We start from the raw sequence: 22,288 nt of genomic DNA, 5'->3' as shown, positions 1-22,288 counted from the left end.
GGATACGTGTCTCGATAGACGAGGGGCCTGCGCGGGGAACACGTCCCCGCGGCAACCTGGACATGAATGGTTCTGTCGCACAATCCTCTTCTGACTGTCATGGTGGCGAGACCCTGAGGTGAAGGGCGAGCCGACTGACGGTGTCGGCAAGCTCGGTTGGTTCGATGACGACCACTGGGGCGGTGAGCGCAATGCGCGCAACCGTCATGGCGAGCCTGCCGAGATCTTCGCTGCGGATCTCGACAAGGCAGCGGTCCGCTGCCACCTCGATCGGTGTGTGGTCAATCCATCTGAGTACGCCGTCGAGGTCGGCGAACGTGGCTTCGATGGCGAGTTTTGCATCGTGGTGACGGGGTGGCGAGCCGACTGATCTCGCGACGAAGGCTGCCGCGTCACCGCCCGGGATCTCGCGTGGCGTGAAATGACTGCCTGCCGGCCAGGGCTCCGAGAGCCGGTCCAGTCGAAATGTTCGCCAATCCGCACGATGGTGGTCCCATGCTACGAGGTACCAACGACGTCCCGCCGTGACAAGGCGGTGCGGCTCGACGAGCCGTCTGCTGCTCTCGCCGTCACCTCGCCGGTAGTCGAAACGAACGTGCTCGTGGTCGCGACATGCCGCAGCGAGCACACTGAGTGCTTCGGGGTCGACGATGTCGTCATCTGCCCGCCGCATGGAACTGACGCTCGAATGCAGTGCCGACACACGTCGGCGTAGTCGATGGGGCAGGAGTGCTTCGATCTTGGTCAGCGCGCGCAGCGATGTTTCTTCGATGCCTCCGATGGCGGCCTCGGCGGCGTAGCGCAGTCCGACGGCTACCGCCACGGACTCGTCATCGTCGAGGATCAGGGGCGGCACGTGTGCCCCCGTTGCAAGTCGGTAGCCCCCGTACTTTCCGGACGTGGAATCGACCGGATAACCGAGGTCGCGTAGGCGATCGATGTCGCGGCGCACCGTCCGCTGCGTGACATCGAGTCGTGCGGCAAGTTCGGCACAGTGCCAGAAGCGATGGGTCTGAAGGAGCGAGAGCAATTGCAGTGCTCGGCCTGTGGGATCGTTCCGCATTTCTTCAGATTGCCAGCGATCTAGGACTTTATGTGTCCACGATGCTCCCTAACGTCGGAGCAACCGGTCGATCCAGACACGAGATCGGTACTCAACTCAAAGGAGCATCCGTGAATCCATCCGACTTCCCCAGGCCCGTCCTCATCCAAGTCAACGGCGTGGAACTCGAAGTCTTCGAGGCAGGGCGACACAATGCCGGGAAACCCATCGTGTTGTGTCACGGATGGCCAGAGCACGCCTATTCCTGGCGATACCAGGTGCCCGCCCTTGTCGAGGCGGGCTACCACGTCATCGTCCCCAACCAACGCGGCTACGGCAATTCATCACGTCCGACCGAAGTGACGGACTATGACATTGAACATTTGGCGGGTGATCTCATCGCACTTCTCGATCACTACGGCTACGAAGATGCCACCTTTGTCGGTCACGATTGGGGTGCCTTTGTCGTGTGGGGCCTGACCCTGTTGCACCCGGACCGGGTAAACAAAGTGATCAACCTGAGCCTGCCCTACCAGGATCGCGGAGAGCAGCCCTGGATTGAGTTCATGGAAGCCGTGCTCGGCGGTGATTTCTACTTCGTCCATTTCAATCGACAGCCGGGCGTCGCGGACGCGGTGTTCGAAGACAACACCTTCCGGTTCCTCCGCAACCTGTACCGGAAGAACGAACCCCTCAGGGAGCCTCAGCCGGGTATGGCACTGATCGATCTCGCCAGAGCAGAGACACCACTCGGTGAGCCTCTGATGAGCGATAGCGAATTGGCCGTTTTCGTCTCCGCCTTCGAATCGACAGGATTCACGGGCAGTGTGAACTGGTACAGGAACCTTGACCGCAACTGGCATTTGCTGGCGGAGGTGGACCCGATTATCCAACAGCCCGCACTTATGATCTACGGCGACCGTGACGCGATCGCGAGAGCTGAGAACCTGACAGAGTTCGTGCCCAATGTGGAAGTAGTCAATCTCGACTGCGGTCACTGGATCCAGCAAGAAAGACCCGAAGAGACCAACCAAGCGATCTTGAACTGGCTGGAGCGGCAGGATGCCACATAGTTTCAAGGCTAGGTGCGGGTCTCAGTGAAAATGTCAGTCTCATTCAAGTCCGATAGGGCGTGATCCGGACCCACCTTGTGTGTGTATCAAGCGGATTGCTGAGCTCGGATGTGGACGAGTCGGTAAGAGTCGGTGGCGGTTTCGATGATGTTGCCGCCGCAAGGTGAGCCGATCCACGATGGCGGCGCAAGGTCGTGGGTCGGTGAACGTTGTCGTCCAGCCGGAGAACGACGCGTTGGAGGCGATGGCGACGGAGTTCTTTTCCTCCCGTTCGGTCAACACCTGAAAAAGCAGCTCGGCGCCTCGTTTGTCGAGTTCCATGTAACCGAGTTCGTCGATGCCGAGCAGATCCACTCGGCCGTAGCGGGCGGTCCCGACCACCCACTGCCAGTTGGCCCAGGCCCAACCAGTTCCGGCATGGCCTGGATGGACGTTGTCGCCTGCTGCATCGACAAGAGCCTCTCGCCACATTTTCAAATCGCCTCTGATCCAACAAGTTAACGGGTTCCGGAAACGCGTCTACCTCTCCGGCTCCACTTTCGAGAATCAACGAGAGCGTCGGAAAACAAGCCATGCACTCAACCCGGCGATGGGCACAAGCCAAATCCCGAAAAAGAAGGCGACTGCTCGCCACACACCAATTCGCCGGGACACGGAAACCACATCGGCCGTTCCGACAAGGCACACGGAAATCCATATCAAGGCGAGAGTGAATCCGCCGACGTACAGAAGAACGAACGCCCCAAATCCGTCCATACAGTCCATTCCACTGTCGGCGCAGTCCTGAAGCCCCGCCGCACCGAGTAGAGAAATGTTCACAGTGGCGATGCTACGGACCAGGGCGTCCCGAACTTCCGAACGACCCGGCGGATTCGGCGATGCGAACGCCGGTCAGCCCGTACAAAGTAGAAGCCCCACCCCCGTGGGGAGGGCGGGGCTTCATTCGATCCGGCGCTCACGCACAGTGGGAGGGTGGTGGACATGCCGGACCGACGACACGGCAGGGAGTCAAGCTGCCGCGCCCAAGCGCTGACCTGAAGGAATGCGCCTGAGATTGTGGTTACGAGAACCATCAAACCAGACAAACTGGACGCATGTTCAGGAATCGAAAGATTCGACCCCGCACGTCAGAAAGATCTCACTGCACCCGATAGGTTTCGCTACGGCCAGGATCAACCAACCGCCGCATGATCTCGTACGCACGGTCCGGATCCGTGTACGGCGGAATCATCATCAGAACGAGTTGACGACCATAGATGTCGTCGAGATACATCAAATCGTGAGGCTGGCCAGGGTACGGACCCCGCACTTCCAGTCCGTCGACCTCGTCGATACGACGCTGCGCGCTGCTGATCGTGTTCCAGTCGAACGCAACCCGCGCGATCGGCCCCAACCTCAGCGAAAGTGCGGATATCAGATCGTGAAGCTCCGCCGTGACGTTGGTGGTCCATGGGAACCACGCGCCGTCTACCGATGCCTTGACGGCGCCTTGACCACGAAGCAGGAACCGCGGAGTCCGCGTCGGCGACGGGAAAGGTTGCCCGACATGGCGCTGCGGCGCTTCCATTGCATAGTCGAGAGTGCTGATGTGCGCCATGACGAGGCTCCTTAACGGAGGATTCGTGGAACCGTCAGGCAGAGGCGCCCGGTCGTGGGTTCCATACTTTCAGGCTACTCCGCTGCGCAATCCCGACTACGCATCGACGGAAATGATCACGCCGTTGTCGCCGTACGGGAACGGACCATTACCGATGTGACCGAGGGTGTTGAAGGATTTCGAAATAGGCACCATCACACCGTATTTCGCTTTCACTTTGCTGCGGATCTCGTCGAATTCAGGTCCGCCGCTCACCAAGTGAGCGGTCCCTGCAACCGGCGAAGAGCCGTCGGCAACCTTTCCGTGGTTGTTGCACGGCACGACGGTGACGCGTGGGTTGTTCCGCAGCCGCTTGGCCTTACCCGATTTCGAGGAAGTCCAGAACCCGATACGTCCGTCCGGCAATTGGCGTATGCCTCCACAAACTCCACGACCATGCACACGAATGAATTTTCTATGCCTCACGCGTTTCGAAACGGACAATTATCCGGACGAAGATGAACAACAGGTGCCGAGTGATGGAAATGTCGCGGAACCACCACGTCTCAGGTCGATTTGTGGCCCGCAGGTGTTGGAACATGACTTCTCGTGAATGCGGAACTCATCGTTCTCCTCGTCGTCGTCGTAACCGCTCTGGGGTTCGACTTCACCAACGGTTTTCATGACACTGGCAACGCTATGGCCACGTCGATTGCAACCGGCGCCCTCAAGCCCAAGGTGGCAGTCGCTCTGTCTGCTTCCTTGAACCTGGTCGGAGCTTTCCTCTCGGTAGAGGTTGCTGCCACCGTGGCCAAGGGCGTGGTGAACCTCGGAAATGTGGGTGGCCAAGCGCTGCTCACCATCGTCTTCGCCGGCCTTGTCGGCGGCATCATCTGGAACCTGGCAACGTGGTTGCTCGGCATCCCCTCGAGTTCCTCACACGCACTGTTCGGCGGCCTGATCGGCGCCGCCATCGCGTCCCTCGGAATGAGCGGTGTCGCCTGGAGCGGCGTGCTCAGCAAGGTTGTCATCCCCGCAGTTCTCGCTCCCGTCGTAGCCGGCTTGGTTGCAGCGGCCGGAACCTGGCTCATCTACCGCATCACCTCCAACGTCGGTGAGGAAACCAAGGACAAGGGTTTCCGACTCGGCCAGATCGGTTCGGCTTCACTCGTTTCCCTCGCCCACGGCACCAACGACGCTCAGAAGACAATGGGCGTCATCTTCCTCGCCTTGGTCGCCCATGGAACCATCTCCGCCGACGCGGACATGCCGTTCTGGGTCAAGCTCACCTGCGCACTCGCGATCGCTGCCGGAACCTACCTCGGCGGGTGGCGAGTCATCCGCACACTCGGCAAGGGCCTGGTCGAGATCGCCGCGCCGCAGGGCATGGCGGCCGAAGCATCTTCTGCTGCCATCATTCTCACCTCCAGCCACCTCGGTCTTCCACTCTCGACCACCCATGTGGCGACGGGTTCCATCATGGGAACCGGTCTGGGACGCAAGGGCGCCGAGGTTCGTTGGGGCGTCGCCGGACGTATGGCGGTCGCCTGGTTGATCACTCTCCCGTCCGCTGCGATCGTCGGCGCTCTGTGCTGGGGACTGGCCAACATCGTCGGCGGCCTGCCCGGTGTCCTGGTCGTCTTCGCTGTGCTCATCGCCCTGGCCGGTTGGATGTACCTGCGCTCCCGCAAGGAGCCCATCGATCCGAGCAATGTCAACGCCGAGTGGGACGGCGGCCTGGTGCCTGCAGAGGTCCCCGGTCCGGACGCCCGCGTCACCACCGACGTCAAAGCCTGAAAGAGGGAATCGACATGGATATCTTGAAAAACACCGTCGACTCGCTCTGGCAGGTCGTGCTTGTCGGCCTCCTGCTTGGCGCCGGACTTCCGGCGATCTTCGCAATCGGCCTGAAGTCCCTCGACGCCGGGCAACGTGGCAGTGGCGGCGGGAGCACTGCCGTCGCGGCTCGCAGTCCGTTGGCCGTGGCAGGCGCAGTGGTGTGCTTCGCGGTAGTGCTCATCGCAATCGTCACCGGAATCCTCTTCATCATGCAGGGCTTCCTCAGCCACACATTCGGCATCGAGATCTTCTGATCCCTTGCGCCCTCACGAGCGGAAAGACATCACCGTGACTGCACCGACTCCATCCCTTCCTCAGTCCATTCTGGAATGGCTTCGCGCCGGCTACCCCGAAGGCATACCGCCCAAGGACCGCATTCCGCTGGTCGCATTGCTACGACGCAAGCTCTCGGACGCGCAAATTCGAGACATTGCCATCGGCGCTGCACTCGCAGAACTGAGCGACGTCAACAGCGACCAGGTGATCTCTAGCGACGAGATCAGCGCTCAGATCGCCGATCTCACGAGCCAGACTCCCTCGGACGAGGACATCGCGCGCGTTGCCTCCGTCCTGGCCGCCGCCGGGTGGCCCCTCGCTGATCTCGACAACGACTGAAGCTCGATTCGTTGAGTCTTCCACCACTTCTGGCTTCGATACTCGGCTGGCTCCGTGCCGGGTATCCGAACGGCGTGCCGGAGCAGGACTACGTCCCTTTGATGGCCCTGCTCCGGCGACAGCTGTCCGACGACGAGATCGCCGTTCTTGCCGACGATCTCGTCGCCGACTTTCCGGTTCCAGTCGATCCGATCGACATCGGCGTCCTCATCACCAAGGTCACCGACGATATTCCGCACGAATCGGACGTCGCCCGGGTACGTGAACACCTGATTCGTGGAGGGTGGCAAATCGACGCGCAACCTCCGGTCGACGACGCATGACGGCACTACCTGAATCAGACCAGTTTGATAACGAAACAGTAACGGAGCCGTCGACGTCAATACAGACCACTTAGTGTCATCAGGAATTCCGTGCCTCGGGGGGCTCGGTCGGATTTCGGTGTGCAAGCACCTTTTGGGGCGGGAGTAATACATGCACGAGGCTCACACAGATTTGGCGAAGAACCCAGATATTTCGAACCCGGATATTTCGAGAAACCGCATTTCGAAACGAATCAAGCGTCGGATCCTCGGCCTCGCCGCGACAGCACTCGCACTCCCCCTGACCGCAGGCCTGATCAGCGGATCAGTAGCGACCGCAGCGCCCGCGCGCACCGCCCCGGCCGGTGGATACGAGGAAGTGTTCGTCGACTCCTCGATGGGGCCGATCAAGGTTCAGATCCAGTGGGCTTCGCGCGGCGGCAACGCGGCGCTCTATCTTCTCGACGGTCTACGAGCACGCGACGACCGAAACGCATGGAGTTTCGAGACCAACGCTCTCGAGCAGTATCGCGGCGACAACGTCACCCTGGTCATGCCGGTCGGCGGGCAGTCCAGCTTTTACTCGGACTGGTATGCGAACAGCAATTTGAATCGCCAGCCGGTCACGTACAAATGGGAAACCTTCCTCACCCAGGAACTTCCCGCATATCTGGAATCGCGCGGCGTCTCCCGAACCAACAACGGTGTGCTCGGATTGTCCATGGGTGGCAGCGCGGCACTGACGCTCGCCGCCTATCACCGCGATCAGTTCAAGTTCGCCGGATCGCTCTCGGGATACCTCAACATCTCAGCTCCCGGCATGCGTGAAGCAATCCGCGTGGCCATGGTCAGCGCAGGGTCCTTCAATGTCGATGCCATGTGGGGACCGCCATGGAACCCCGCTTGGCTCCGCAACGACCCCTTCGTGTTTGCACCCGAGCTGGCTGGGCTCTCTCTGTACATCTCCGCCGCGAGCGGCCTACCCGGGCAGTTCGATCAACCGCGTCGTCCCGTCGACTTCGTGAATACCGGTAGCGCCATCGGCCTCGAAGCCCTTGCCCTGATGAACTCACGGGCATTCCAGCTGCGCATGAACTCCCTGGGAATTCCGGCAACGTACAGCTTCCCGGCCAACGGCACTCACTCGTGGCCGTACTGGGGCGCGGAACTGTGGAAGGCCCGAGGCCAGATCCTCGACACCCTCAACGCTTGGTGAACTGACAACGACTCGATCACCGACAATCGCAGGCCCCGACCGAATTTCGGTCGGGGCCTGCGTCGTTCGAAATCAGAGCGCGGCAAAGAGATCCACGGTATTGCCATCGGGATCGAGAAGAACGGCGTAGCGCTGGCCCCACACGGCATCAAATGGCTCTTTGTGTCCGGGGAAGTCGGCTGTGATGCGCTGATACGCCTCGTCGACTGCAGCGGGTGTCCCGAAATCGAAGGCCAAAGCGACGGGGTGTCGACCTTCCCCGACAACGAAGTCAGGATCGAAGCTCGCGATGGTGGACAGCGCGTCCCAGGCCAGCCGAAGCCCACTGTCGAAAGTGAACTCCACGTGTGGAGCGTCAGCGGGTGTTTCCGGAATGTCGAGCCCGAGGGTTCGGTAGAACGCGAGGGAACGCGCGAGATCGTTGGTGACGATTCCGACGAGATCGAGTCTCGGAGAGACGGACACGGTATTTCTCCTGTTTCGGGTCGAGAAGTGCTCGGCGAGTGTGTGACGATGATCTGATGACCGGCACTGACACCCTCGCTCTTGACGGTAGTCGGACGGTAGCGTCGAGTCTTGAACAAAACGGCCACACCTATGTCGAGACTCGGATCACCGGTTCGGCCGGCCTCTTCAGTTGCGCGTGGAAAAGCACTACCGACCCCCATGCGCCCACAGAAGCAAAGCGGATTCTTCCCGATCTCTGCGCAGACTTCATCGTCGACAGCACCGGAAAGTCGTGGCTCGTCGGACCCGCAACCGGTGCCGATCTGGTTTCGGTCGCCGCCGGTACAACCATGTGGGGCATCCGGATCAATCCGCCGGCTCTGCGGAGCCTGCTCGGCACAGCGGCCGACGCGGTGCAGGATTCGAAGATCGCCTTCGACGACATCCTCACTTCCAGACAAGCGCGGGTACTTGCCGACGCCCTTAGCCACGAGGCAGTCGACGCTCACCTACTGGGCCAGTTGTGGCGCGGACTGGAACCCGACCACGGAATCGAGCGTGGTTACTCCGCGCTCATCTCCTCCCCTTCGACTCCGATACGAGAGATCGCCGCAGACCTCGGTGTTTCCGAACGTCATTTTCGACGCTCGATCACGTCGTCGATCGGGCTGTCCCCCAAAATGATTCAGAAAGTGCAACGTATCCAGGACGTGTTGACTCTCAGCCGCGATGCAAATCTCACGCTGTCGTCGCTGGCCGGTCGCGCCGGCTACGCCGACCAAGCCCACCTCGCACGCGATACGCGAGCGCTGACAGGCCTGACACCGACTCAGCTACTGCGCGAGCACCGATAACGATGAGCGAAGACCTGTTCTCCGCCCTCGATCACCTGGCTGCCACGTCAACTGTCGTGATCGATCGCCCCCGAGGGTCGGCACACCCGCGTTACCCCGCTGCGATTTATCCGCTCGATTACGGCTATCTCGACGGGACCGTCAGCGCGGACGGCGACGGGATCGATCTGTTCCGAGGCTCTGCCGTCGGCAACGGCGTTGTTGCCATGGCCGTTATTGCCGACATCGACAAGAAGGACGTGGAAGTCAAGATCCTTCTCGACTGCACTGCCGATGAAATCGGCACTGCCGCAGCATTTCTCCGCGACACTTTGGGTCTCGGTACCACTGTCTTGCGGCGCGAAGTCAGCTGAGTTCGTCGAATCGCGGAACAAGATGCTCCGCAACCCACTTCGCTTCCTCGATCAGCGGCCAACCTGCCAGGATCAGTGCAGTCAAACCGGTTCGGCCGCGAAGCGTGCGTACCGAGTCCGTGATCGAATCCGGATCGCCGACGTAGTACACCGCCGATGACCCGGTGCCGAAGATGTCGAGAGGCGACCACGCTGTGATACCCGCGTACAGCCCGTCACCGACGTACAACTCCTCCGGTTCCGGAAGTCGGCCGGAAGCAATCTTGTCCGCCCAGCCCTGCCGCTGTGCGTCGCGAGCGGTGAAAGTCTTGAGGTCTTGCTTCCCCTGAGTACGACGACGCACTGCGTTGTCCAAGACATGAGCGATCTGCTCGACGCCCGTCTTCTCGAACAACGAACGGAACCGGTCGTGCGCCTGCGCCTTGGTGGGGCGAACGATCACCCCGGTCAGCGCACCGAAGTCGGTGAACTCGCGCCCGGCTGCCTCCGCCGCCGCCCGTGCGGCAGAGAATTTGTCTTCGATGAACGAAGTCTCGCGCAACATCGCCAGATAGGTGTCGAGCACCTTGCCTGAATTCGCCAGGCCTGCAGGCGAATCACCGGTACCCCACAGCGGAACCTGATGCCCAGCGGGCGCATCGATACGCAGTGGTGTGTTGGGAAAGTTCGACTCCGTGCCTTCGGCGTAGATGCGGCGGAAGTCCGCCCAGTACTGCTCCCCCAACTCGTAACGCTCGTCGTGGGGCACGTTCATGTCGTACTTGGTCAGGATGTTTTCGCGTCCGTTGACCGAGTTGATCAACAGTCGGCCACCGCTGAAGGCGTCGAAAGTCAATGCCTTCTCCGCCAGCAGTCGCGCCGGCGTCATGTTCGCGTAGACGGCGACAAGGAACTTCATGCGCGTGGTGTGCGCTGCCGCCCACGTCGCCGAAATGAACGGATCGTTCGGCCAGGTGGCAACAAGCGCACCTTCGAATCCGCCGTCGTCGATGGTCTTCGCGAGCTCGATCTGCCTGGCCCCGTCTACGGGGAACAGCCCACCGGGGCTCCACGGGTAGTCCCCGTCGGCCTGGGTGAGATACCAAAATGTCTTGACGCCCATCAGTTCTGCACTCCAGCCGGCAGGTCGAACGATTCGATTCGGGCACGTGAGCGGATGGTGTCCGCATTCACGGTGTAGAGCGCGTCGAGGTACGCGACCGCGAAAGAACCAGGACCTGAGGCATTTTCCTCGGCGATCTCCGATGCCACGGCAACGTGCGTATGCGCGGCAACCAATCCGTCCAGCGCGGTCGGCGTAACGGCGAGGTAGGCAGCGACCAGGCCTCCCAGAGAGCAACCGGTACTGGTCACGCGCGGCAACAGAGCGCTGCCACCGGAGACTCGGATGCCCCGAACGTCGCCGCCACCATCGCGGCCGACGATGCAGTCGACCGGGCCTGATGCCGACACGGCATCCGCATGCTTCAGAAGTGACAGAGCGGCGGGCACTGCGTCGGCGGAGTCGGAGGCACTGTCGACGCCGCGGGTGTCACCGCCGAGTCCGGCCAGAGCGATGATCTCCGATGCGTTCCCGCGGATGGCGCTGGGGTGAAAGCGCAGCAGATCCACAGCGATACCGCTCCGCCAGGGTAGTCCGCCGACACCGACTGGATCCAAAACCCATGGCGTACCGGCAGTTCGGGCCGCTTCTGCTGCAATCAGGAAGGCTTCGGCTGTCCCGTCGTCCGGCGTTCCGAGGTTGACGAGCACTCCCCCGGCGACGGCAGCGAACCCACCCGCTTCATGAACGTTGTCGATGTGAGCGTTGCTTGCGCCGGCAGCGAGCAGAACATTGGTCAAGAAGTTCGCCGAAACGATGTTCGTCAGCGACTGGACGAGCGGTACCTGATCGCGGAGTGCGTCGATCGCCGACGCGACGGTTTCGACAGAGACAGTGTCAGACATGAGAATTCCTTCAGGACGGGAGGTATTTGGGGACTGCGGCGATTCAGGACCGCGGACATCGCACATCCGGATTCGCGCCACCGGGCTCACTGCCGACAACCATCGGCAAAACCGGATCTGCAGTCCATTCCTCTAACGAACCGTCGTAGACTTTGACGTCCGCGTAGCCGCTGCGGATCAGCGCAAGTGCGGTCAAACACGCCGAAACTCCGCCACCGCAATAGATCACGACAGGGCCGGTGGCGGTTGGTAGAACGTCGGCCGATTTCGACAAGACTTTCTCGACCGGAAGCATCCGGGAGTCGGAGTCGAGAAGACTCTTCGCGGACAGATTCACGCTTGACGGAATGTGTCCGCGTCGCGAGTATCGCGTCTTCTCGGTTCCCTCGTACTGCTCAGGCGCGAGAGCGCACACCAGCGTTCCGGCTTCGCCTCCGCTGGACAGCGACGCAACGCGAGGTAAATCGACCCACAGACCCAGATCCGTCACGCTCCAACGCGTCGACGCCGACGTGTGGGTTTCGTCGTCGCCGCTCGCGAGCGCGAAGCCGCGTCGAGTCCATTCGGCGAGGCCACCGTCGAGAACTCTTGCTTCGATGCCGGCGTTGCGAAACACCCACCAGAGCCGTGATGCCCAGGTGGTCGAACCCTGGTCGTAGATCACGATTGTCGCACCCGGTTCGATACCACTGGATTGGAGATCGGAAATCAACTGCTCAGTTGACGGGCGTGTGAAATGCAGCGCCGCTTCCCTTTCGGAAAAGACGTCCATGAGGTCGACGTGTCGGGAACCCGGGATGTGCGAGGAAACCCAGCCGTCGTACCCGGACTCCGGGCGATAGTCGCCGTCGAATCGCGCGGGAGGAAAATGAACCGTCGCGTCGAGCACAGCGACGCCTCCCTCACGCAGGATCGCGTCGAGTTCAGCAGCGCTCACCAGCGGCGACGCGGTCTCTCCAGCCACTTCGGACCCTCTCCCTCGGAAACGAACAAGCACGAACCTAAATGAGTACTAGCGTATACGCAAGTACTCACTCGTCGTCGATGGCATAATCGAACGCGCTCTACTTGCATGCACAGGAATGGGGACACATGGATCTCGACGCCGATACGAGCACCACCGATCTGCTGGTGCCGGAGGCTGCGCTCGGCCGGTCCGATCAGACCTCGCGGCAGTACCTGCGCCTGCGAGCCGACATCCTGGCAGGCAAGTTCCCCCAGGGAGCTCCGCTGCACGAGACTCAATTGTGCGAATCGTACGGCGCATCCCGCACCCCGATCCGGGAAGCACTCAACTGGCTCGCACACGACGGACTACTCGAACGAGCCGCTCGCGGTTTTCGTGTCCGTTCCGGCACACCCGAGGACGTCATCGAGATCTACGCGGCGCGGGTAGCCCTCGAATCGGAAGCGGCAGGCGCCGCGGCACTACGCCACAGCGATCTCGACCTTGCTCGCCTGGACGGATTACACGAGTTCTGCTGCACTGCAACCGAAGGCACCGAGGTGCGTTCCGGGAACTTCAAGTTTCACGAGGCCCTGTGGCAAGCCGCCCACAATTCCACGATCACCTCACTGCTGATCCGCCTCACCACCCAATTGCGAATCTACGACAGCGGCCCGCCGTCGAACTACGGCGAACCGGACCTGCTCAATTCGGAACATCAAGAGATCCTGAACGCCATCCGCGCCAGGGACGAATCGTCCGCGCGTGGCCACATGCGCAACCATCTCGAGCGCAGTCGCGACCAGCGGATAAGGATGTTCGCCAGCCGCTGACTCCAGACAGCCCAGAGTTCTGCACACCGACGCCTATGCCGCCGTCAGTCAGGCGGGGAGCGTGCCGATCTCGACGTCGTACACGCTCTCGGCCGGGCTCGACATCACTCGGTCCGCCATCTCCTGCTTGAGCACTGCCAGGCGTGACTCGTCTTCGGCTGTCCGGTCAGTCTTGCGGGAGAGAGTGATCAACTCGTCGACGACAAATCCCTCCCGAACAGTCAGCGTGGCGCTCGCGCCGCGATAGCCGACCCGAAAGACATACAGTGCGAGCGTATTTCCTCGTTCAGGCCGGGCCAGGGAACTGTCGACGGTGTACCGCTCTTCGGTCACTGCGCGCGTGACCAACTCGAACGCGTCGCGCACTCCTGGTCCGCCGTGTGCAGTGGTGACGACCAACTCGCGACGCTCGACAGAGCCTTCCCCGCCGAGCACACCGAGTGCGCGCTCGAGGACTTTGTAGGCATGCGCCACGCCTCCCGGTGCCTGCGGCCCGTGATAGTGCAGAGCATCTTCGTACGTGAAGTCGAGCGTCGTACCGTGATCGGTCACGATCAGGGAGTCGGTCATGGTGGGCATCCTTGCCGGTCAGTGCTGGCGGTCGATCGGATTGTTACGCGAGACGATGAGCGGATCGACCGGCGTGAAAGGAAATTGCGGCAGATCGCGTTCCGGAACACCGAACGAGGCCGAGAGAACTCCGCGCGAGAACGCGGAAGCCGTTGCACGGTAGCCTATGTCGCCCGGTGTCGGCTGGTCGAAGAAGATGAGGAAGTTGATGTCCTCGTCACCTAGAACCTCGATGTGATGGGGATAGGCACGCGGAACGAAATACACCTGACCGGGCTCCAGTAGGTAGGTGTCGAGCGAACCGTCCGGATCGAGGACCGTCATCCGCCCGTGACCACGATGCACGTATCCCATTTCGGCAGTGACGGGATGCCAGTGTGGCTCACGCATTCCACTCTCGCGAATAGTCAACGAGTACATCGAAAGATCCTCCAGCGCCGCCCAATACTGCTTGCGTGCCACTTTCGCCTGTCCGTACGGGTATGCGAGAGGCGCGATCTGGCCGTCGAGATCGAAGAGATGCGCGTTGGGAAAGCCGGCGGTATCGGGAACGACGGCGGCGCCGTCCCGCCGAACTATCTGGGACGCATCGGCCCTACCGAAGACGTCGAAGGCTGACGCGGCGAGGTCGTAGGTATTGCCGAGCACCGCGTTCGACATTGCGCTGACGCTACTCTGCAACGAAAAGTGCTGCGGGAGTGAATTACGCAGGGCAGCGATGATCTCCGCCTCCTCCTCTCCGACATTCTCGATGTGATAAATCGCGCCGGATTCGACGTGATACATCTGCCCCGTTCGCACCACAAAACTGGCGAACTCGTCGGCATTGCCCAACATCGAGACGAGCACGGTTCCGCTGGTGACGTAGGCGATCTGGTTCGCGTTGACGTTCCATTGTGGTTCGCGGATCGCGCCGGGGCCGAGAACAATTCGTTTGATCGACAGACCGGACAGGATCGGCAACGAACTCGTGTCGAGTTGCGAGATCGATCCGAGTTCGTTCTCGAAGACACTGGGACCATCGCGCAGCGAGGCAACGTGTGTGGACATGGCCTTTGATCCTTTCGACTCTTATCCTTCCGAATCGCTGACGTCAGTCCTCGATGAAGGCAAGAATGTCCCGGTCCAGGGTCTGCTGATACGAGCCGTAAATTCCGTGCGGTGCGCCCGGATATACCTTCAGCGTGCCCTTCTTCACCAGCTTGATCGCCTTCTCCGCCGCTGCGCCGATCGGCACGATCTGATCGTCGTCGCCCTGAGCGATGAGGAACGGAACGTCGATGGCTTCGAGATCGGAGGTCTGATCGGTCTCCGAGAATGCCTTGACGCAGTCGTAGGCCGCGGCGAGGTTGACCAACATCCCCTGTCGCCAGAAGTCGTCCTTCGCCCCTTGCGAGACGTCGGCCCCTTCGCGGTTCGCGCCGTAGAAGCTCTCGCTGAGATCCTTGTAGAACTGCGATCGATCTCGCAGAACTCCCTCACGAATGCCGTCGAACACCTCGATCGGTGTGCCTTCGGGGTTGCCGTCCGACTTGACCATGATCGGCGGAACGGCGCCGGCGGTGATCACCTTGTCCACGCGCCCCTTGCCGTGCTGCGCCGCGTAGCGGACCACTTCCCCGCCGCCGGTCGAATGGCCCACCACGATCAGGTCTTTCAGGTCGAGCGTGTCGATCAGCTCAGCCAGGTCCTTGGCATATGTATCCATGTCGTTGCCGGTGTACGTCTTCGACGAGCGACCGTGCCCTCGACGATCGTGCGCGATGGTCCGGTATCCGGCGTCGGCGAACAGCTTCATCTCGACCTGCCACGCGTCAGAACTCAGCGGCCACCCGTGGCTGAGGACGATCGGCCGGCCGACCCCGTGCTCGGTGTAGTAGATCTCGGTTCCGTCGGAAGTGGTGATGTAGGGCATGTTCTGCTCTTCTCTGTCGAGTCGTGGACTGAGGTCCGGACGCGGTGCCCGGTTTCCTCACTCTGCGAGTGCCCACTACGGGGGCAGTCGACTCATCGATCGACAGAAATCTGCATGGGGGCAGAAGACTCCGGCCCGACACTACGAAGTGTGGTGTCGGGCCGGACCCTTCAGGCAGAGGGGGAACGATCAGTAATCGTCCTCCGTGTAGACGATCATTCCGCGCAGGTTCTTTCCCTCGAGCATGTCGGCGTAACCCTCGTTGATCTCCTCGAGCTTGTAGGTCTTGGTCACCAACTCGTCGAGTTTGAGTGCGCCGCTTCGGTAGTGATCGAGCAACTTGGGAATCTGGGACCGTGGTCCTACCCCGCCGAAGATGGCTCCCTGCAAACGCTTCTGTAGAAGGGTCAGCTCGAAGAGGCTGAGCGTCACCTGCGAATCCGCGTAGTGCCCCATTCCGACGACCACGACCTGCCCGCCCTTGCCCGTCGCGCTGAGCGCGGGCTGAATGATGTCGCCGTGAATCTCGCCCACGGTGATCACGGTGACGTCGGCCATCTTGCCCCAGGTGATCTCGCCGATCACCGGTAGCGCTTCCTCGAGGGAGGCAAACGTGTGTGTGGCGCCGAATTCCTTTGCCTTGTCACGCTTGAACTCGACGGGATCGATCGCGATCACAAATCGTGCTCCGGCTGACGCCGCACCCTGCACCGAGTTGATTCCGACGCCGCCGACGCCGACGACCACCACCGTGTCACCGACCTTGGCTCCACCGATCGCGGTGGCCGATCCCCAACCGGTGGCAACACCGCAGCCGAGCAAGGCCGCCTTGTCGAGCGGGATGTCCTTCTCGATCTTGATCACCGACGCCTCGTTGACGGTCACGTACGGCGAAAATGTTCCGAGCAGGCACATCTGGATGACCGGCTCGTCGTTGAGGGTGACGCGGTACGTCTTGTCGGAGATCGCCTGCCCGGTCAACAGGCCGGCTCCCTCGTCGCAGATGTTCTGCAGACCCTTCGCGCAAGACGGACAACGTCCGCACGCCGGGATGAAGGCGAGAACCACGTGGTCGCCTTCTTCGACGCTCGCGACACCCGGGCCGACCTTCGTCACCACTCCGGCGCCTTCGTGCCCGCCCAAGGCCGGGTAGAAGGGCAGCGGGCTGGCGCCCGTACGCAAATGTTCGTCCGAATGGCACAGCCCCGATGCGGCGAGTCGGACCTGTACCTCACCCGAGACCGGGTCCCCCAGCTCGACCTCTTCGATCTCCCATGCCTGACCTGGCGCCTTGACTACCGCTGCCTTGACCTTCACCTGCACTCCTCGAAATTCTTCGTGATGCACGGACGACGAAAGAACGCGCCGGCATTTGTGTCGCCGATCACACTCCACCTACGAGTGTGCCTGAAACTACTCGAGAATACCGCCGGTCCGTGCGCCTTTTTGGTACTCGGCGTTACCGGAAACGCGCACGGCTAGTATCAACACAGTGGCCAAGGGAACTCGCAAGACAAGAACTCGCAGCGGTACTCCCGAGCGAGGCGAGTCCGGTCCCGTCGCCGGTACTTTTCCGATCGATACCGGGACGTGCGAACTTGTCCGCGACCAGTACTCCGACGACAGCTGGATCATCCAGATCAACGGAGTGCCCAGTTCCCACGTGAACGTCGCAGATCCGACGGTGCTCGATTTCGAGTACATGCGGTGGATCGCGCATCTGGTCGATTCCGAACGTGACAAGACCGAGCGTCTGCGGGTTCTGCATCTCGGCGGCGGAGCCTGCTCAATGGCCAGGTACTTCGCCGCCACCTACCCCGACGCGCGTCAGGTGGTTGTCGAAATCGACGGCGCCCTGGCCGAACTGGTGCGCGATTGGTTCGACCTACCGCGCGCACCGCTGCTGCGCATTCGTGTCGGTGAAGCCCGCGCCGTCACCGAAACTCTCACCGAGTCCACCCGAGACGTCGTGATTCGAGATGTCTTTGCCGGCAACACAACTCCGACTCCGCTGACAACAGCGCAATTCACCACCCACGTACGACGCGTGCTGGCACCGGGCGGTATCTACATCGTCAACTGCGGCGACACCCCGGATCTTCAGGGCGCGCGCAGTGAAGCCGCAACGATCGGTGCGCAGTTCGAACACATGGCGATCATCGCCGATCCCGCGATGCTCAAGGGCCGTCGCTACGGCAACATGATCATCGCGGGCAGCGACGTACCGATCGGCGGGCAACCCGCGCTCGCGCGCGAACTACTCGGCGGAGGCGTTCCCGCCCACGTTTGGCAGGACGCCGAAGTCCGCAAGTTCGCCGCGAACGCGCCGGTTCGGCAGGCCTGAGCGAAAACGCTACTCCCCGCCGAAGACCCTCTCCACCACAGCTTTTGCCCGTCGTGTGATGCGCAGGTAGTTGTCGAGGAATTCCCCTGCGTCGTCGCCGTATCCGGCAACCTGCGCCACCGCCGCGAGAACACGGCCCGGGCCGGGAAGCTGATCCGTCGGCTTGCCCCGCACAAGAACGAGGCAGTTGCGTGCCTTCGTCGCGGTGATCCAGGCGTCACGCAGCAGTTCGACGTCACCTTCACTGAGCAGTTCCGCGGCGCCGATGGCGTCGAGAGTCTCGAGCGTCGACGTGTTGTGCAGCGACTCGATCTTGTCGGCGTGGCGCAGCTGCAGCAATTGCACAGTCCACTCGATGTCGGCCAAGCCACCGCGACCCAGTTTGGTGTGCGTGGCCGGATCGGCTCCGCGCGGGAGCCTTTCGGAATCGACGCGCGCCTTGATGCGCCGGATCTCGCGCACCGCCGCGTCACTGACGCCGCCTTCGGGGTAGCGCGTCTTGTCGATCATGTGCAGGAACCGCAGTCCCAGTTCAGGATCACCGGCAACCGGGTGCGCACGAAGCAGCGCTTGAATCTCCCACGCCTGAGCCCACTTCGCGTAGTACGCGTCGTACGACTCGAGCGTGCGAACCATCGGTCCGTTACGACCTTCCGGACGCAATCCGGTGTCGACTTCGAGCGGAGGATCCGTGCTCGGTGCCCCGAGAAGCTTGCGCACCTTGTCGGCAATGCTGTTGGCCCACTTGACCGCAACGGTCTCGTCGACGCCCTCGCGGGGTTCGCACACGAACAGCACGTCCGCATCGGATCCATAGCCGAGTTCGCCGCCGCCGAGTCGGCCCATGCCGATGACGGAGAAACTGGCCGGCGCCTCGGTCCCGAGTTCGGTGACGCTGGCCTTGATCACCGCGGAGAGCGATGCATTGAGCACTGCGGCCCACACCGAGGACAGCGCCTTGCAGACGGCGGGAACATCGAGCATGCCGAGGATGTCGGCCGACGCGATGCGCGCAAGTTCGTGTCGCCGCAGCGAGCGGGCCGCGGCAACAGCACGATTGGGATCACTGTGTCGGCCGGAGGCGGTGAGTATTCCGCGAGCGACGTCCTCGGGCTTCGGCTCGACAAGGCGCGGTCCACTCGGCGAATCCGCGAACAAGCGAATCACGTCGGGAGCCTTGATGAGCAGGTCGGGTAGGTACGCCGACGAGCCCAGCACGGTCATCAGACGCTCGGCCACCGCAGCCTCGTCGCGGAGCAGGCGCAGGAACCACGTCTGGTCGACGAGCGCGTCCGAGAGCCTGCGGTAAGCGAGCAGACCTGCATCGGGATCCGGTGTGTCCGCGAGTGATTCGAGCAGAGTCGGCAACAGGAGCGCTTGAATGCGACCCTTGCGTGAAGCGCCACTCGTCAGTGCAGTCAGATGCCCGAGAGCATGCTCGGGTGCCGTGTAACCCAGAGCGGCCAACTGCCGAACCGCGGCTTCTGGCCCCAGGACCAGTGCTTCCTTGTCCATCCGCGCCACCGATTCGAGAAGCGGGCGGTAGAACAACTTGGCGTGCAGGCGGCGAATCCGATGCGAATTCCGCTTGATCTCGGCGCGCAGGACTCCCAGGGAATCCAGACGACCGTCTGGCCGCATGTGCGCGGCGCGGGCCAGCCAACGCAGCGCTTCCTCGTCGTCCGGCGGCGGCAGGGTGTGTGTGCGCTTGAGCTTCTGCAACTGCAGACGGTGCTCGAGCAGACGCAGGAATTCGTACGACGCAGTCAGGTTGGCGGCGTCGTCGCGGCCGACGTATCCACCCGCCGCCAATGCGGTCAGTGCATCGACCGTGCTCTGGACATGCAACGAACTGTCGGCGCGCCCGTGCACCAATTGCAGGAGTTGGACGGCAAATTCGACGTCGCGCAAACTTCCGCGGCCGAGTTTGAGTTCACGCTCACGCAGTTCGGGGGGAACCATTTCCTCGACGCGTCGACGCATGGCCTGGACTTCGGGGACGAAGTCCTCGCGCTCGGAGGCGATCCACACCATCGGGCTCATCGCCTCGGAGTACTGGCGACCGAGCTCCATGTCGCCGGTCATCGGACGAGCCTTGAGCAGTGCCTGGAACTCCCAGGTCTTGGCCCAGCGCTTGTAGTACGTGATGTGGGATTCGAGGGAGCGAACCAGTTCTCCGCGCTTGCCTTCGGGGCGCAGCGCAGCATCGACCTCGAAGAATGCGGAAGTACCGATACGCATCATCTCGCCGGCAACGCGGCTGGCCGTCGCATCGGCCGGTTCGGCGACGAACACGACGTCCACGTCGGAGACGTAGTTCAGCTCGCGCGCACCACATTTGCCCATGGCGATCACGGCGAGCCGGATCGGACAACTTCCCTCGGGGCACACCGTTGCGATAGCCACCGCCAGTGCGGCGGTCAGGGCAGCGTCCGCGAGATCGGAAAGCTGGTGACCCACAGTCTGATACGGCACTACTGGTTCGTTCTCGACGGTCGCCGCAAGATCAGCCGCAGCCAGCAGCATCAGCTGGTCCTTGTAGCTCTTACGCAGAGCAACAACAGCTTCCGGCCCGGTCAGGGTGGCGCGGTAGGTCAGCGAGCCTTCGGTAGCGCCCTCGTCGAGGGTGGCGCCCACGGCCTCGAGCAACGCTGCGGTGGCCTCGTCCTTGGTCGGCAGAGCGGTTCCGTCGAGCAGTTTCCAGCCGATCGGATCCGCGGCCAGGTGATCGCCGAAGGCCGACGACGCACCCACGAGCGCGAACAAGCGGCCTCGCAGGTTTTTGTCCTTGCGCAATGCCTGATCGAGTTCGCGCCACCCGTCGTCGAGCCCGTCCTTGATCCGCACAAGGGTGCGCAGAGCGAGGTCGGCATTCGCGGCACGCGAAAGCGACCACAAGAGTTCGATGCTCTCGGCGTCGACCCAACCGAGCTGACGCAACTCGTCGGCAGCGGTGGGCTCGACCAGCCCGAGTCGACCCGGTCCTGGAACTGCTGATCTCGCAGCGGGCGGTTTCACCGTCACAGACCGAGGTAGGTCTTGAGCTCGAACGGCGTCACGTGGCTGCGGTATTCCTCCCACTCACGACGCTTGTTGCGCAGGAAGAAATCGAAGACGTGTTCGCCGAGTGCTTCGGCCACCAGTTCCGACTTCTCCATCTCGCGCAGAGCGCTGTCCAAGTTGCTCGGCAGTTCCTTGTAGCCCATGGCGCGGCGCTCGGCGGAGGTCAACGACCACACGTCGTCTTCTGCCTCGGGCGGCAAGGTGTAGCCCTTCTCGATGCCGCGAAGACCGGCAGCAAGCAGGACCGCGAAAGTCAGGTACGGGTTGCAGGCCGAGTCTGGGCTTCGGATCTCGACGCGGCGCGAGGACGCCTTGTTGGGCGTGTACATCGGGACGCGAATGAGAGCCGATCGGTTGGACGGGCCCCACGACGCAGCAGTGGGTGCCTCTCCCCCGTGGACGAGTCGCTTGTACGAGTTGACCCACTGGTTCGTGACCGCACTGATCTCGTTGGCGTGCTCGAGGATGCCGGCGATGAACGCCTTGCCGGTCTCGGAGAGCTGCATCGGATCGTCAGGATTGTGGAAGGCGTTCGTGTCGCCCTCGAACAGGCTCATGTGGGTGTGCATCGCGGAGCCGGCCTGATCACTGAACGGCTTGGGCATGAAGCTCGCCCGGACGCCTTCACCGATCGCGACCTCCTTCACGACGTATCGGAACGTCATGACGTTGTCGGCCATCGAGAGCGCGTCGGCGTAGCGCAGATCGATCTCCTGCTGACCCGGCGCGGCCTCGTGGTGGCTGAACTCGACCGAGATGCCCATCGACTCGAGTGCGTCGATGGCGTGGCGGCGGAAATTCGGAGCCGAATCGTGCACGGCCTGGTCGAAGTATCCGCCCGAGTCGGCCGGGATCGGCGGAGTGCCGTCGATCGGGCCGTTCTCCAGAAGGAAGAACTCGATTTCCGGGTGGACGTAGCAGCTGAAGCCCAAGTCGCTGGCCTTGCTCAACTGGCGACGCAGTACGTGGCGCGGATCGGCCCACGACGGCGAACCGTCGGGCATCGTGATGTCGCAGAACATGCGCGCGGAATGTTGCGCACCGTCCTTGTGGGCCCACGGCAGGATCTGGAATGTCGAGGCGTCGGGCCGAGCGACGGTGTCGGCTTCGGAGACTCGTGAGAATCCCTCGATGGCGGAACCGTCGAATCCGATTCCCTCCTCGAAGGCGCCTTCGAGTTCGGCGGGGGCGATCGCCACCGATTTGAGGTACCCGAGAACATCGGTGAACCACAAGCGGACAAACCGAATGTCGCGCTCTTCCAGGGTACGAAGCACGAATTCTTTTTGGCGATCCATGCACGCGAGACTAAGCAAGCCACGTTAAATCTGTGTTACATCAGTGGTCCCGGTT

The 22,288-nt window shown here is 62.2% G+C and carries 23 protein-coding genes and 1 pseudogene; 10 read left to right on the top strand and 14 right to left on the bottom strand.

Annotated elements, in window-relative coordinates; translation table 11 throughout:
* Window positions 1-97: 97 nt before the first annotated feature.
* Window positions 98-1,063, bottom strand: a complete 966-nt coding sequence (locus B0E55_RS17185) for a helix-turn-helix transcriptional regulator (protein ID WP_080910092.1) — start codon at window positions 1,061-1,063, stop codon at window positions 98-100.
* Between the two features lie 110 nt (window positions 1,064-1,173).
* On the opposite strand from B0E55_RS17185, the gene B0E55_RS17180 reads away from it, so the two are divergent.
* Entirely contained in the window at window positions 1,174-2,115 is a 942-nt protein-coding gene (locus B0E55_RS17180) for an alpha/beta fold hydrolase (protein WP_051296033.1), read from the top strand.
* Window positions 2,116-2,201: 86 nt separating this feature from the next.
* Here the strand turns inward: B0E55_RS17180 and B0E55_RS17175 are convergent.
* The 3 genes and pseudogenes from B0E55_RS17175 to B0E55_RS17160 form a co-directional block, all read right to left on the bottom strand.
* A pseudogene (locus tag B0E55_RS17175) lies at window positions 2,202-2,484 on the bottom strand (ATP-binding protein); the annotation flags it as partial.
* Window positions 2,485-3,253: 769 nt separating this feature from the next.
* Window positions 3,254-3,712 (bottom strand): DUF5994 family protein, encoded by a 459-nt coding sequence (locus tag B0E55_RS17165; protein WP_003941615.1) that lies wholly within the window; start codon window positions 3,710-3,712, stop codon window positions 3,254-3,256.
* A 96-nt stretch (window positions 3,713-3,808) separates the two neighbouring features.
* Window positions 3,809-4,117: a F420-dependent protein gene (locus B0E55_RS17160; protein ID WP_080910091.1), complete on the bottom strand. Its 309-nt coding sequence runs from the start codon at window positions 4,115-4,117 to the stop codon at window positions 3,809-3,811.
* A gap of 183 nt (window positions 4,118-4,300) precedes the next feature.
* Between B0E55_RS17160 and B0E55_RS17155 the strand changes: the two genes are divergently transcribed.
* The 5 genes from B0E55_RS17155 to B0E55_RS17135 all read left to right on the top strand — a co-directional run bounded on the left by B0E55_RS17155 (window position 4,301) and on the right by B0E55_RS17135 (window position 7,663).
* Window positions 4,301-5,488: an inorganic phosphate transporter gene (locus tag B0E55_RS17155; RefSeq protein ID WP_003941590.1), complete on the top strand. Its 1,188-nt coding sequence runs from the start codon at window positions 4,301-4,303 to the stop codon at window positions 5,486-5,488.
* 14 nt (window positions 5,489-5,502) lie between these two features.
* A complete protein-coding gene (locus tag B0E55_RS17150) occupies window positions 5,503-5,784 on the top strand; it encodes a hypothetical protein (RefSeq protein ID WP_003941641.1) in 282 nt (93 codons plus the stop codon).
* A gap of 34 nt (window positions 5,785-5,818) precedes the next feature.
* Window positions 5,819-6,145 (top strand): DUF3349 domain-containing protein, encoded by a 327-nt coding sequence (locus B0E55_RS17145; RefSeq protein ID WP_020908123.1) that lies wholly within the window; start codon window positions 5,819-5,821, stop codon window positions 6,143-6,145.
* Between the two features lie 11 nt (window positions 6,146-6,156).
* Window positions 6,157-6,468 carry a DUF3349 domain-containing protein gene (locus B0E55_RS17140; protein ID WP_021344618.1) on the top strand — a complete coding sequence of 104 codons (312 nt, stop codon included), beginning with the start codon at window positions 6,157-6,159 and terminating at the stop codon, window positions 6,466-6,468.
* Window positions 6,469-6,619: 151 nt separating this feature from the next.
* Window positions 6,620-7,663, top strand: a complete 1,044-nt coding sequence (locus B0E55_RS17135; protein ID WP_019748933.1) for an alpha/beta hydrolase — start codon at window positions 6,620-6,622, stop codon at window positions 7,661-7,663.
* Between the two features lie 72 nt (window positions 7,664-7,735).
* Here B0E55_RS17135 and B0E55_RS17130 read toward each other — a convergent pair whose 3' ends face one another.
* Window positions 7,736-8,128 (bottom strand): VOC family protein, encoded by a 393-nt coding sequence (locus B0E55_RS17130; RefSeq protein WP_019748934.1) that lies wholly within the window; start codon window positions 8,126-8,128, stop codon window positions 7,736-7,738.
* A 56-nt stretch (window positions 8,129-8,184) separates the two neighbouring features.
* On the opposite strand from B0E55_RS17130, the gene B0E55_RS17125 reads away from it, so the two are divergent.
* Together B0E55_RS17125 and B0E55_RS17120 are read left to right on the top strand one after the other, a co-directional pair.
* Window positions 8,185-8,964, top strand: a complete 780-nt coding sequence (locus B0E55_RS17125; protein ID WP_202022306.1) for a helix-turn-helix domain-containing protein — start codon at window positions 8,185-8,187, stop codon at window positions 8,962-8,964.
* A 2-nt stretch (window positions 8,965-8,966) separates the two neighbouring features.
* Window positions 8,967-9,317, top strand: a complete 351-nt coding sequence (locus B0E55_RS17120; RefSeq protein WP_019748936.1) for an inorganic pyrophosphatase — start codon at window positions 8,967-8,969, stop codon at window positions 9,315-9,317.
* On the opposite strand, the gene B0E55_RS17115 is transcribed toward B0E55_RS17120, so the two are convergent.
* Genes B0E55_RS17115 through B0E55_RS17105 form a run of 3 tightly spaced genes read right to left on the bottom strand, consistent with a single transcriptional unit; the run spans window position 9,310 to window position 12,228 of the window.
* The gene (locus B0E55_RS17115) at window positions 9,310-10,419 is read right to left on the bottom strand and encodes an LLM class flavin-dependent oxidoreductase (protein WP_020908129.1); all 1,110 of its coding nucleotides are present in this window, start codon (window positions 10,417-10,419) and stop codon (window positions 9,310-9,312) included. The two genes, B0E55_RS17120 and B0E55_RS17115, sit on opposite strands and share 8 nt — an antisense overlap.
* Complete coding sequence (gene thiM, locus B0E55_RS17110; protein WP_080910090.1) at window positions 10,419-11,264, bottom strand: hydroxyethylthiazole kinase; 846 nt, start codon at window positions 11,262-11,264, stop codon at window positions 10,419-10,421. The genes B0E55_RS17115 and thiM overlap by 1 nt, the downstream gene beginning before the upstream one ends.
* Before the next feature lie 43 nt (window positions 11,265-11,307).
* The gene (locus tag B0E55_RS17105; RefSeq protein ID WP_080910089.1) at window positions 11,308-12,228 is read right to left on the bottom strand and encodes a sulfurtransferase; all 921 of its coding nucleotides are present in this window, start codon (window positions 12,226-12,228) and stop codon (window positions 11,308-11,310) included.
* Window positions 12,229-12,356: 128 nt separating this feature from the next.
* On the opposite strand from B0E55_RS17105, the gene B0E55_RS17100 reads away from it, so the two are divergent.
* The gene (locus B0E55_RS17100; RefSeq protein WP_020969908.1) at window positions 12,357-13,043 is read left to right on the top strand and encodes a GntR family transcriptional regulator; all 687 of its coding nucleotides are present in this window, start codon (window positions 12,357-12,359) and stop codon (window positions 13,041-13,043) included.
* A 48-nt stretch (window positions 13,044-13,091) separates the two neighbouring features.
* Here the strand turns inward: B0E55_RS17100 and B0E55_RS17095 are convergent, their stop codons facing one another.
* From B0E55_RS17095 to B0E55_RS17080, 4 genes are all read right to left on the bottom strand, one after another.
* Window positions 13,092-13,613 carry a hypothetical protein gene (locus B0E55_RS17095; protein WP_080910122.1) on the bottom strand — a complete coding sequence of 174 codons (522 nt, stop codon included), beginning with the start codon at window positions 13,611-13,613 and terminating at the stop codon, window positions 13,092-13,094.
* Between the two features lie 18 nt (window positions 13,614-13,631).
* Window positions 13,632-14,663, bottom strand: a complete 1,032-nt coding sequence (locus tag B0E55_RS17090; RefSeq protein ID WP_020969910.1) for a cupin domain-containing protein — start codon at window positions 14,661-14,663, stop codon at window positions 13,632-13,634.
* Between the two features lie 43 nt (window positions 14,664-14,706).
* Window positions 14,707-15,528, bottom strand: coding sequence for an alpha/beta fold hydrolase (locus B0E55_RS17085; RefSeq protein ID WP_019748943.1), 822 nt, complete (start codon window positions 15,526-15,528; stop codon window positions 14,707-14,709).
* Window positions 15,529-15,717: 189 nt separating this feature from the next.
* On the bottom strand, window positions 15,718-16,845 hold the full coding sequence (locus B0E55_RS17080; protein ID WP_020908136.1) for an NDMA-dependent alcohol dehydrogenase: 1,128 nt from the start codon (window positions 16,843-16,845) through the stop codon (window positions 15,718-15,720).
* A gap of 166 nt (window positions 16,846-17,011) precedes the next feature.
* Here B0E55_RS17080 and B0E55_RS17075 point away from each other — a divergent pair, with 166 nt between their 5' ends.
* Complete coding sequence (locus tag B0E55_RS17075; RefSeq protein WP_080910088.1) at window positions 17,012-17,872, top strand: fused MFS/spermidine synthase; 861 nt, start codon at window positions 17,012-17,014, stop codon at window positions 17,870-17,872.
* A 9-nt stretch (window positions 17,873-17,881) separates the two neighbouring features.
* Here the strand turns inward: B0E55_RS17075 and B0E55_RS17070 are convergent, their stop codons facing one another.
* Together B0E55_RS17070 and B0E55_RS17065 are read right to left on the bottom strand one after the other, a co-directional pair.
* Window positions 17,882-20,896 (bottom strand): bifunctional [glutamine synthetase] adenylyltransferase/[glutamine synthetase]-adenylyl-L-tyrosine phosphorylase, encoded by a 3,015-nt coding sequence (locus B0E55_RS17070; RefSeq protein ID WP_020969911.1) that lies wholly within the window; start codon window positions 20,894-20,896, stop codon window positions 17,882-17,884.
* The gene (locus B0E55_RS17065; protein WP_003941637.1) at window positions 20,893-22,233 is read right to left on the bottom strand and encodes a glutamine synthetase family protein; all 1,341 of its coding nucleotides are present in this window, start codon (window positions 22,231-22,233) and stop codon (window positions 20,893-20,895) included. Before B0E55_RS17065 ends, B0E55_RS17070 begins: the two co-directional genes overlap by 4 nt.
* Window positions 22,234-22,288: the final 55 nt, after the last annotated feature.

It is taken from the genome of Rhodococcus sp. 66b (genome assembly GCF_002076325.1).
Classification (GTDB): Bacteria; Actinomycetota; Actinomycetes; order Mycobacteriales; family Mycobacteriaceae; genus Rhodococcus_F; species Rhodococcus_F erythropolis.
The sequence above is the reverse complement of the archived record's forward strand: the minus strand, read 5'-3'. Positions and strand labels throughout refer to the sequence as shown.

What these genes read in the sequence shown, in the direction of transcription:
- B0E55_RS17185 (WP_080910092.1), bottom strand. Translation starts at nt 1,063, where the DNA reads ATGCGGAACGATCCCACAGGCCGAGCACTGCAATTGCTCTCGCTCCTT.
- B0E55_RS17165 (WP_003941615.1), bottom strand. Translation starts at nt 3,712, where the DNA reads ATGGCGCACATCAGCACTCTCGACTATGCAATGGAAGCGCCGCAGCGC.
- B0E55_RS17150 (WP_003941641.1), top strand. Translation starts at nt 5,503, where the DNA reads ATGGATATCTTGAAAAACACCGTCGACTCGCTCTGGCAGGTCGTGCTT.
- B0E55_RS17135 (WP_019748933.1), top strand. Translation starts at nt 6,620, where the DNA reads ATGCACGAGGCTCACACAGATTTGGCGAAGAACCCAGATATTTCGAAC.
- B0E55_RS17125 (WP_202022306.1), top strand. Translation starts at nt 8,185, where the DNA reads ATGACCGGCACTGACACCCTCGCTCTTGACGGTAGTCGGACGGTAGCG.
- B0E55_RS17120 (WP_019748936.1), top strand. Translation starts at nt 8,967, where the DNA reads ATGAGCGAAGACCTGTTCTCCGCCCTCGATCACCTGGCTGCCACGTCA.
- B0E55_RS17115 (WP_020908129.1), bottom strand. Translation starts at nt 10,419, where the DNA reads ATGGGCGTCAAGACATTTTGGTATCTCACCCAGGCCGACGGGGACTAC.
- thiM (WP_080910090.1), bottom strand. Translation starts at nt 11,264, where the DNA reads ATGTCTGACACTGTCTCTGTCGAAACCGTCGCGTCGGCGATCGACGCA.
- B0E55_RS17100 (WP_020969908.1), top strand. Translation starts at nt 12,357, where the DNA reads ATGGATCTCGACGCCGATACGAGCACCACCGATCTGCTGGTGCCGGAG.
- B0E55_RS17095 (WP_080910122.1), bottom strand. Translation starts at nt 13,613, where the DNA reads ATGACCGACTCCCTGATCGTGACCGATCACGGTACGACGCTCGACTTC.
- B0E55_RS17090 (WP_020969910.1), bottom strand. Translation starts at nt 14,663, where the DNA reads ATGTCCACACACGTTGCCTCGCTGCGCGATGGTCCCAGTGTCTTCGAG.
- B0E55_RS17085 (WP_019748943.1), bottom strand. Translation starts at nt 15,528, where the DNA reads ATGCCCTACATCACCACTTCCGACGGAACCGAGATCTACTACACCGAG.
- B0E55_RS17065 (WP_003941637.1), bottom strand. Translation starts at nt 22,233, where the DNA reads ATGGATCGCCAAAAAGAATTCGTGCTTCGTACCCTGGAAGAGCGCGAC.